We start from the raw sequence: 7,771 nt of genomic DNA, 5'->3' as shown, positions 1-7,771 counted from the left end.
CCGCCCGCCCGCCCGCGACCAGGAGGAACCATGGCCCCGCACACCGTCCACGTCGTCGGCAGCATCAACGACGACCTGCGGCTCACCGTGGTCGAGCACGCCGCGCCGGGCCAGACCATCACCGCCACCGGCGCTCGCCGCGAGCTCGGCGGCAAGGGCGCCAACCAGGCCGTCGCCGCGCGCCGTGCCGGGGCGGTCGTGCGCTTCGTCGGAGCGATCGGCACAGACCCCGCCGGCGACGAGCTCGTCGCCGCCTTGGAGGCGGAGGGCATCGACACCTCGGGTGTCGCCCGCATCGAGCACGAGCTGACCGGCCGGGCCATCGTCTCGGTCGACTCGTCGGGCGAGAACCTGATCACCGTCGTCCCCGGCGCGAACGGTGCGATCGACGCCGAAGCCGTGCGCGCCTCCTTCGAGGAGGTGCGCGAGGGGGACATCGTCGTCCTGCAGCTCGAGGTGCCCTTCGAGATCACCGCGGCCGCCGCCCGTGCCGGTCAGGAGCGCGGCGCCCTCGTGGTGCTCAACTCGGCGCCTTCCGACCCTCGCGTGCTGACGATCGTCGACGACCTCGACCTGCTCGTCGTCAACGGCAGCGAGCTCGCCGACCTCCTCGAGGCCGAGGCGCAGGGCGCCGCGGGGCACGACGCCGACCCGCAGGCCGACGCCGCCGCGCGCGCCGACCCCCGCGACACCGCCGCGCGCGCCGACCCCCGCGACACCGCCGTGCCCGACGACCCCCGCGCCGCCGCCGCCGACCTCGCCGACCGGCTCGGCGTCCGTCTGCTCTGCACGTTCGGTGGCGACGGGTCGATGCTCGTCGGCGAGGGGCACCCCGTCGAGCAGCCGGCCCACCGCGTCGAGGTCGTCGACACGACCGCGGCCGGCGACACGTTCATCGGCTACATCGTCGCGTCGCTCGCCGACGACGACCTCTGGAGCGACGCGCTCGAGACGGCGTCCCGGGCGGCGGCCGTCGCCGTCGGGCGCGAGGGGGCCGCACGCTCGGTGCCGACCCGGGCCGAGGTCGACGCGCTCGACTGACCGGGGCGACCCGCGCCTCCTCGGCTCCCCGCGCCTCCTCGGCCGAGCCGCCTGAGCACCAGGCCGGGCTGCGGCGGGTCCCCTTCATCCGTGGCGGGTCAGCGCTGACCCCCCCCCCCCCCCGTCGAGGACACCGACCGGCCGCACTCGACCCCCTCCCGTACCCGTACCCCCTCCCGTACCCGTACGCTCACTCGAACCCCGCACCACACGACCACCACACACCCCACCCCACCCAGGAGGCGCACCATGGCACGCACCGTCGATCTCGTCGTCGTCGGAGGAGGCGCGATGGGCCTCGCCACCGCCTGGCAGGCGGCGGTCCGCGGGCACGACGTCGTGCTGCTCGAGCGCTTCGAGCGCGGCCACCACCACGGCGCCTCGCACGGCACGACCCGCAACCTCAACATCGCCTACGACGACGGCGAGTACGTCGACCTCGTCGCCCGCGCCCGCACTCTGTGGGACGAGCTCGCGGTCGTCACCGACACCCCGCTGCTCGACCTCGTCGGCGTCGTCAACCACGGTCGCCCCGACATGCTGCGCCGCATGCGCGAGCTGCACGCCGAACGAGGCGTCGACAGCGAGTTCGTCGCGCCCGGCGACGCGGGTCGCCGCTGGACGGGCCTCCGCTTCGAGACCGATGTGCTCTGGGTGCCCGACAGCGGTCGCATCCGTGCCGCCGACGCGCTGGCCGCCTTCGAGCGCGTCGCGACCGAGCTGGGTGCCGAGGTCCGCTGGTCGACACCCGTCACCGGCATCGAGATCGAGGGCGACGACCGGGCCCGCGTCGTCACCGCCGACGAGGAGTACCTCGCGCCCCGCGTCGTCGTGACCGCCGGTGCGTGGACGGAGGGGCTCGTCGGCGGTCTCGCGCGCCTCCCTCGCCTCGTCGTGACGCAGGAGCAGCCGGCGCACTTCCGGGTGACCGACGACGACGCCGTCTGGCCCGGCTTCAACCACCGCCCCGACCCCGACGGCGGCGACGACGCGTGGTGGTACGGGCCGGTATACGGCATGCTCACGCCGGGCGAGGGGGTCAAGGCCGGCTGGCACAGGACGGGCCCGGTGACCGACCCCGATGCGCGCAGCTACCGGCCCGAGCCCGTGCAGTTCGAGGCGCTGCGGCGCTACGCCCGCGAGTGGCTGCCCGGGGTCGACGCCGAGACGGCCGACCCGATCAGCTGCACGTACACGTCCACCGACACCGAGGACTTCGTGCTCGACCGGGTCGGCCCGCTCGTGGTGGGGGCCGGGTTCTCGGGGCACGGCTTCAAGTTCACGCCGCTGGTCGGCGAGCTGCTGGTCGACCTGGTCGAGGACGGCGAGGTGCCCGCGCGATTCCGCCAGCTCGGCTCGGCCTGAGCCGCAGAGCACGCAGCCGAGGAGGCGCGGTGCCGGGAACGCTCGCAGCCTCCGCCGCGTTGACTGTCACCATGAGCCCCGCCACGCCCGAGTCGAAGACCTGCCGCTCGTGCGGCCGACGCATCGAGTGGCGCAAGAAGTGGGCGTCGAACTGGGACGACGTGGCCTACTGCAGCGACGCGTGCCGCAAGCACAAGGTGACCGCGCACGATCGCGAGCTCGAGCAGCGGATCCGCGACCTGCTGGCGCAGCGCGCCGCGACGTCGAGCATCTGCCCGTCGGACGTCGCGCGCTCGCTGCACCCCGACGACGAAGACGCCTGGCGCGGCCTCATGGAGCCCGTGCGGCGCGCCGCCCGGCGGCTCGTCGCGGCCGGCGAGGTCGACATCACGCAGGGCGGCTCGGTCGTCGACCCGTCGACCGCCAAGGGCCCGATCCGCATCCGCCGCCACCGCCCCTGAGCCGCGCAGCCGCGCGCCCCGCGTCGGCGCCCGCCCCGCGCGCCGCGCCGCCTGCCACGTCGAGGTGACCCGAAACGCGCACTCCGAGCCGCCCAAGCCCCCGTTCGCGTCACTTCGATCCCGCTCCGCCCGCGCAGCGCGCGCGGCGCGGCGCGCCCCGCGCCCCGCCCGTCATCGAGGTGACCCGAATCGGGTACTCCGAGCCACCCAAGCCCCCGTTCGCGTCACTTCGATCCTGCTCTCTCGAGCCGCGCGCGCCGCGCACCGCCCCCGCACCGTCGAGGTGACCCGAAACGCGCAGTCCGAGCCGCCCAGGCCACCGGTCGCGTCACCTCGATGCGGTTCGCCCGAGCCACACCCCCGGTCGCGTCACCTCGATGCAGCCCCCGATCGGCGCACATCGTGCAGGTGGTGCACCGGGTCGTGCACGAAGTACCGGGCGAGCGTGTCGACGGTGAACGCCGAGCCGTCGCTGCGCAGACCCGTGCGGTCGAGCTGGTCGTCGCGCACCCCGACGAACGCGGCCGCGACGGTCTCGGCCGAGGCGACGAGCTCCGCCGCGACCTCGTCGGGCCGCTGCGCGGCGTAGTCGTCGTCGACGGCGGTCGCATCCTGGTCCCAGTTCGCGAACGCCGGAGCCTCCTCGGCGAGCATCAGCGCCAGGCGCCCCTCGAACACCCGGAACACGTCGCGCACATGCGCCCCGTACTCGAGGGTCGACCACGTCGTCGCATCGGGGCGATCGCGAGCGTCGGGGCGGGCCAGCTCGGCGGGCCAGACGGCGGCGTTGTCGCGAACGAGCCCGGGAACGTCGCGGAACTCGATCCGTCGCGAGTCGTAGCCGCACTCGTCGCAAGGGCGTTCGAGCACCCAGGTCCAGTTCTTCGTGTCGGGTGAGATGGCCATGGCTCGACATTAGGCGAGGCCGTCGCCCCGCCGTCATCGAAGTGACCCGAAAGGAGTCGTAAGACGCTTGCGGGGCACAGGTCGGGTCACCTCGATGCGGAACGCGGGCAGTCGACGTCGTGACCGCTCCAGAGGTCGCGGCAGTCCACCTCGAGAGCGCCGTGCTCGCGCAGGTACGCGCCGGCCCCCCGATCACCCGAGATCGACCGGGCGAGGTCCGGCCAGTGGGCCCGCCCGACGACCACCGGATGCCCCGGCCGTCCGCCGAACACGGCACGCCTGAGAGTGCTCGCCCCGAACGGCGACCCGGCCCCGAGCGGCACCCCGGCGGCCGCCGGCGACCCGGCACCGGCGGGCGTCCCGGTGACAGACAGGAGGCGCGCCACGGCGGACGCGGGCAGCCCCGGGTAGTCGACCAGCGTGATGAGGGCGACCCGCGCCTCCTGCAGGTCCGGATCGGCGCCGAGCGCACGGAGCCCCGCCCGCAGCGACGCCGAGAGCCCGTCGGCCCAGTCGTCGGCGACGACGGTCGAGACCTGCGAGCCGAGGAGGCGCGGGTCGCCCGCCAGAAGATCCTCCGCCTCGGTCGCGCCCGCGCCGAGTACGACGACGACGCGGTCGCACCCGCCGGCGAGCAGGGTCGCCACGCCCCGAGTCAGCCAGGGTCCGCGTGCGTCGGCGACGAGCGCCTTCGGGCCACCCATGCGGGACCCCGCGCCCGCCGCGAGCAGGAGCCCCACCATCGGGCCGGGTCGTGCGCGAGCCATGTCCACAGGCTAGCCGCCGGGTGTCGCGCGGGGGCTGCCGGCCGCTCTACGATTGACGCCACCCGGGCGGGCGCTGCCCCCACCACGCTCACCCCGCACCACGCACCGCACCCGCCCCACCCCGAGGAGCCCCGTGTTCGAGATCGCCGACCGCCTGCTGGCCCGGCTCGACGCGGGCGAACGGCTCGCGGTCGCGACGGCCGTCTCGATCGACGGCAGCGCGCCGCGCACCGTCGGCACGTCGATGGCCGTGACGGTCGACGGCACGGTCATCGGCAGCATCTCGGGCGGCTGCGTCGAGGGAGCCGTCTACGAGAGCTGCCGGCAGGTGCTCGACGACGGGGCCGCCCAGCTCGACACCTTCGGCTTCAGCGACGAGACCGCGTTCGAGGTCGGGCTGAGCTGCGGTGGGCGCATCGAGGTGCTCGCCCGACTCGTCACCGCCGACGACGCCGTGACGGTCGCCGCCCTGCGCGAGGCGGCGGCGGGCCGCGAGGCCGTGGCGCACGTCGTGGTCGGACCGGTGCGGACCGGCGACGTCGTGGCGAGCCCCGACGACTGCGAGGGACTGCGGGTGTTCAGCGAGCGGTCCGTCCCGCCGCCGCGCCTCCTCGTCTTCGGGGCCGTCGAGTTCGCCGTCGCCCTCTGCAACGCGGGGGCCGTGCTGGGTTACCGCGTGACGGTGTGCGACCCGCGGCCGGTGTTCCTGACCCGCGAGCGGTTCCCGGCGGCCGAGCAGGTCGTCGTCGAGTGGCCGCCGAACTACCTCGCCCGCACCGAGATCGACGAGCGGACCGTCGTCGCGGTGCTCTCGCACGACGAGCGGTTCGACGCCGATCTCGTCGCCGCGGCGCTGGCGTCGCCGGCCGTCTACGTCGGCGCGATGGGTTCGCGGACGACGCATGACCGGCGGGTCGCGTCGTTGCGCGAGCGGGGCGTGGACGAGGAGGCGCTGGCCCGGTTGCATTCGCCGATCGGACTCGATCTCGGGGCCAGCACTCCGGAGGAGACCGCGGTGTCGATCCTGGCCGAGGTGCTGGCGGTGCGGTCGGGGGCGTCGCGCTCGCCGCTGCGGGAGCGCTCGGGCAGCATCCACGCGCCGATGCGGCGGGTCCCCGTCCTCGGCGGCGGGTCAGCGCCGACCCGCCGCGAGTGACACGAACCCGCCCGAACCCCCGCCCCCGCGCGTCACGAACCGGTCACGAGTGCACCGCGGCTCTTGCCGTCGGCATCGAGCGCTTGGTTCCCTGAGCGGAGAGGGGGAGTCATGCCAGTCGAACCAGCCCGCAGATCCGCCACGCTGCTCGTCGCGCCCGGGATCGCACTCGCGCTCCTCACCGCGGGCTGCGCCTCGAGCATCGGTCCGACGCCTCCGCCCGACGACCCGATCACCGCCGCGCGGCAGCTCCCGAACGCCGGGGGCATGGTGAAGTCCGGCGATGCGACGCCGACCTGCGGCGAGTTCGCCCTCCCGCAGGGCGTCCAGCTCGATCCGGAGGCGCTCGACTGCCTCGCCGACGCGTCCGTCGCCGGGGCGTCGGCCGAGCTCGCCTGGTCGACCCCGACGACGGAGGGCGACCCGATCGTGTCGTTCGCCTTCGTCGGGCCGGGAATCGACGGGGTCGAGACGTACACGACCACCGCGTTCGACTCGTACGGCGGGGGAGTCGACGGCTCGTGGTCGGGAACCCTCTGCCCCGACCCGCGCGACGTCCGTGGCGAGGGCGACTGCCGCCTCCTGCTCGAGGGCTGAGCGCGGCCCGTGCTGCGGGTGCGGCGGGTTCCCGTCAGCGGCGGCGGGTCAGCGCGGACCCGCCACGAGTGACACGAACCCGCCGAACCCCAGAGCGAGCACCGAGGAGGCGCGGCTCACGATCCCGAGGAGGCGCGCTGACCCTCGAGGGCTGAGCGCGGCCCGTGCTGCGCGTGCGGCGGGTGCGGCGGGTTCCCGTCATCGGCGGCGGGTCAGCGCTAACCCGCCACGAGTGACACGGACCCGCCGAACCCCAGAGCGACCACCGAGCAGGCCCGCCTCACCCCGCCGAAGACCCCCCGCGCGCCGTGCTCTCGCGCACCACGAGCTCCGGTTCGAACACGATCTGGCGGGGCGCCCGCGCGGGGTCGTCGGCCTCGTCGCGGAGGATCTCGACGGCCGTCTGCCCGATCAGCGCGCTCGGCTGCCGCACCGAGCTGAGCGGCACGACGGCGGCGCGGGCGAAGTCGATGTCGTCGTAGCCGATCAGGGCGACGTCGTCGGGTACGCGCAGGTCGCCCTGCATGACGAGGGCCTGCAGCACGCCCATGGCGGCGAGGTCGTTGGCGGCGAAGATCGCGTCGGGGCGGTCGGCGGCGGGGCGTCGCACGATGGCTGCGGCGGCCTCGCGTCCGTTCTGCACGGTGAGCGCGGGGATGTCGACGACCTCGAGCGTGGCGCCGGGGGCGTCGGCGACCGCGGCCCGGGCGCCGGCCAGGCGGTCGGCCACCTGCTGCAGGTCGGCCGGTCCGCCGACGAACGCGATGCGTCGACGCCCGAGATCGAGGAGGTGCTCCGTCGCCAGGTACCCGCCCCGCACGTCGTCGACGGAGACCGACGAGAACTCGGTCAGGTCGGCTCGCCGGTCGACGAGCACCGCGGGCATGCCGCGCAGGCGCAGTCGGCGGAGCCGGTCGGAGACGTCGCCGACGGGTGAGATCAGGATGCCCATCACGCGCCGCTCGTCGAAGAGGTCGAGGTAGTGCGCCTCGCGTTCGACCAGCTGGTCGCTGTTGCCGAGCAGGATGACGCGGCCCGACTCCTCGGCGGCGGCCTCGGCACCGCGGGCGACGTCGGTGAAGAACGGGTTGCCGCCGTCGAGGATGATCAGGCCGATCACCCGGCTGTCGCCGCCGCGCAGCTGCCGGGCGGCGTCGTTGCGGACGAAGCCGAGGCTCGCGATGGCGTCGCTGACCCGGGCGATGGTCGACTCGCTGACCTTGGCGGGGTTGTTGAGCACGTTCGAGACGGTGCCGACCGAGACGCCCGCGGTCTCGGCGACGTCGCGGATGCTCGCCTGCCTCATCGCGCCTCCTGGTCCGTCCCGTGGTCTCCGACGAGTGTGCCACGCCCGTGATCGAGCTGTGATCCACAGCCGCGGGGCGCCCCTTGACGTCGAACCGAGTCTGCCCCTACAGTCGGCACGAACAGAAGTTGAAACGATTCACTTCTCTCGACGACGAGAGCGATTAGGAGAA

The 7,771-nt window shown here is 74.5% G+C and carries 8 protein-coding genes; 5 read left to right on the top strand and 3 right to left on the bottom strand.

Annotated elements, in window-relative coordinates; translation table 11 throughout:
- The 3 genes from ACZ6JE_RS12975 to ACZ6JE_RS12965 form a co-directional block, all read left to right on the top strand.
- Positions 1-1,041: ribokinase (locus ACZ6JE_RS12975; RefSeq protein WP_464319210.1), on the top strand; the 1,041-nt coding region annotated here is incomplete at its 5' end.
- A gap of 249 nt (positions 1,042-1,290) precedes the next feature.
- Positions 1,291-2,406: an FAD-dependent oxidoreductase gene (locus tag ACZ6JE_RS12970; RefSeq protein ID WP_192061480.1), complete on the top strand. Its 1,116-nt coding sequence runs from the start codon at positions 1,291-1,293 to the stop codon at positions 2,404-2,406.
- Between the two features lie 71 nt (positions 2,407-2,477).
- A complete protein-coding gene (locus tag ACZ6JE_RS12965; protein ID WP_192061479.1) occupies positions 2,478-2,867 on the top strand; it encodes a DUF2256 and DUF3253 domain-containing protein in 390 nt (129 codons plus the stop codon).
- A gap of 369 nt (positions 2,868-3,236) precedes the next feature.
- On the opposite strand, the gene ACZ6JE_RS12960 is transcribed toward ACZ6JE_RS12965, so the two are convergent.
- Complete coding sequence (locus ACZ6JE_RS12960) at positions 3,237-3,773, bottom strand: DinB family protein (RefSeq protein ID WP_464319209.1); 537 nt, start codon at positions 3,771-3,773, stop codon at positions 3,237-3,239.
- Between the two features lie 86 nt (positions 3,774-3,859).
- Positions 3,860-4,540 carry a nucleotidyltransferase family protein gene (locus ACZ6JE_RS12955; protein ID WP_464319208.1) on the bottom strand — a complete coding sequence of 227 codons (681 nt, stop codon included), beginning with the start codon at positions 4,538-4,540 and terminating at the stop codon, positions 3,860-3,862.
- A gap of 133 nt (positions 4,541-4,673) precedes the next feature.
- Here ACZ6JE_RS12955 and ACZ6JE_RS12950 point away from each other — a divergent pair, with 133 nt between their 5' ends.
- Both ACZ6JE_RS12950 and ACZ6JE_RS12945 read left to right on the top strand, forming a co-directional pair.
- The gene (locus ACZ6JE_RS12950; protein WP_464319207.1) at positions 4,674-5,696 is read left to right on the top strand and encodes an XdhC family protein; all 1,023 of its coding nucleotides are present in this window, start codon (positions 4,674-4,676) and stop codon (positions 5,694-5,696) included.
- 111 nt (positions 5,697-5,807) lie between these two features.
- Positions 5,808-6,293: a hypothetical protein gene (locus tag ACZ6JE_RS12945; RefSeq protein WP_464319206.1), complete on the top strand. Its 486-nt coding sequence runs from the start codon at positions 5,808-5,810 to the stop codon at positions 6,291-6,293.
- 280 nt (positions 6,294-6,573) lie between these two features.
- Here the strand turns inward: ACZ6JE_RS12945 and ACZ6JE_RS12940 are convergent, their stop codons facing one another.
- Positions 6,574-7,599, bottom strand: a complete 1,026-nt coding sequence (locus ACZ6JE_RS12940; RefSeq protein ID WP_464319205.1) for a LacI family DNA-binding transcriptional regulator — start codon at positions 7,597-7,599, stop codon at positions 6,574-6,576.
- Positions 7,600-7,771: the final 172 nt, after the last annotated feature.

Source organism: Frigoribacterium sp. AC759, assembly GCF_979256015.1.
This window is presented reverse-complemented; position numbering and strand designations above follow the sequence as displayed.

Coding starts and splice junctions, on each gene's coding strand:
- ACZ6JE_RS12970 (WP_192061480.1), top strand. CDS start 1,291: ATGGCACGCACCGTCGATCTCGTCGTCGTCGGAGGAGGCGCGATGGGC.
- ACZ6JE_RS12965 (WP_192061479.1), top strand. CDS start 2,478: ATGAGCCCCGCCACGCCCGAGTCGAAGACCTGCCGCTCGTGCGGCCGA.
- ACZ6JE_RS12960 (WP_464319209.1), bottom strand. CDS start 3,773: ATGGCCATCTCACCCGACACGAAGAACTGGACCTGGGTGCTCGAACGC.
- ACZ6JE_RS12945 (WP_464319206.1), top strand. CDS start 5,808: ATGCCAGTCGAACCAGCCCGCAGATCCGCCACGCTGCTCGTCGCGCCC.
- ACZ6JE_RS12955 (WP_464319208.1), bottom strand. CDS start 4,540: ATGGCTCGCGCACGACCCGGCCCGATGGTGGGGCTCCTGCTCGCGGCG.
- ACZ6JE_RS12940 (WP_464319205.1), bottom strand. CDS start 7,599: ATGAGGCAGGCGAGCATCCGCGACGTCGCCGAGACCGCGGGCGTCTCG.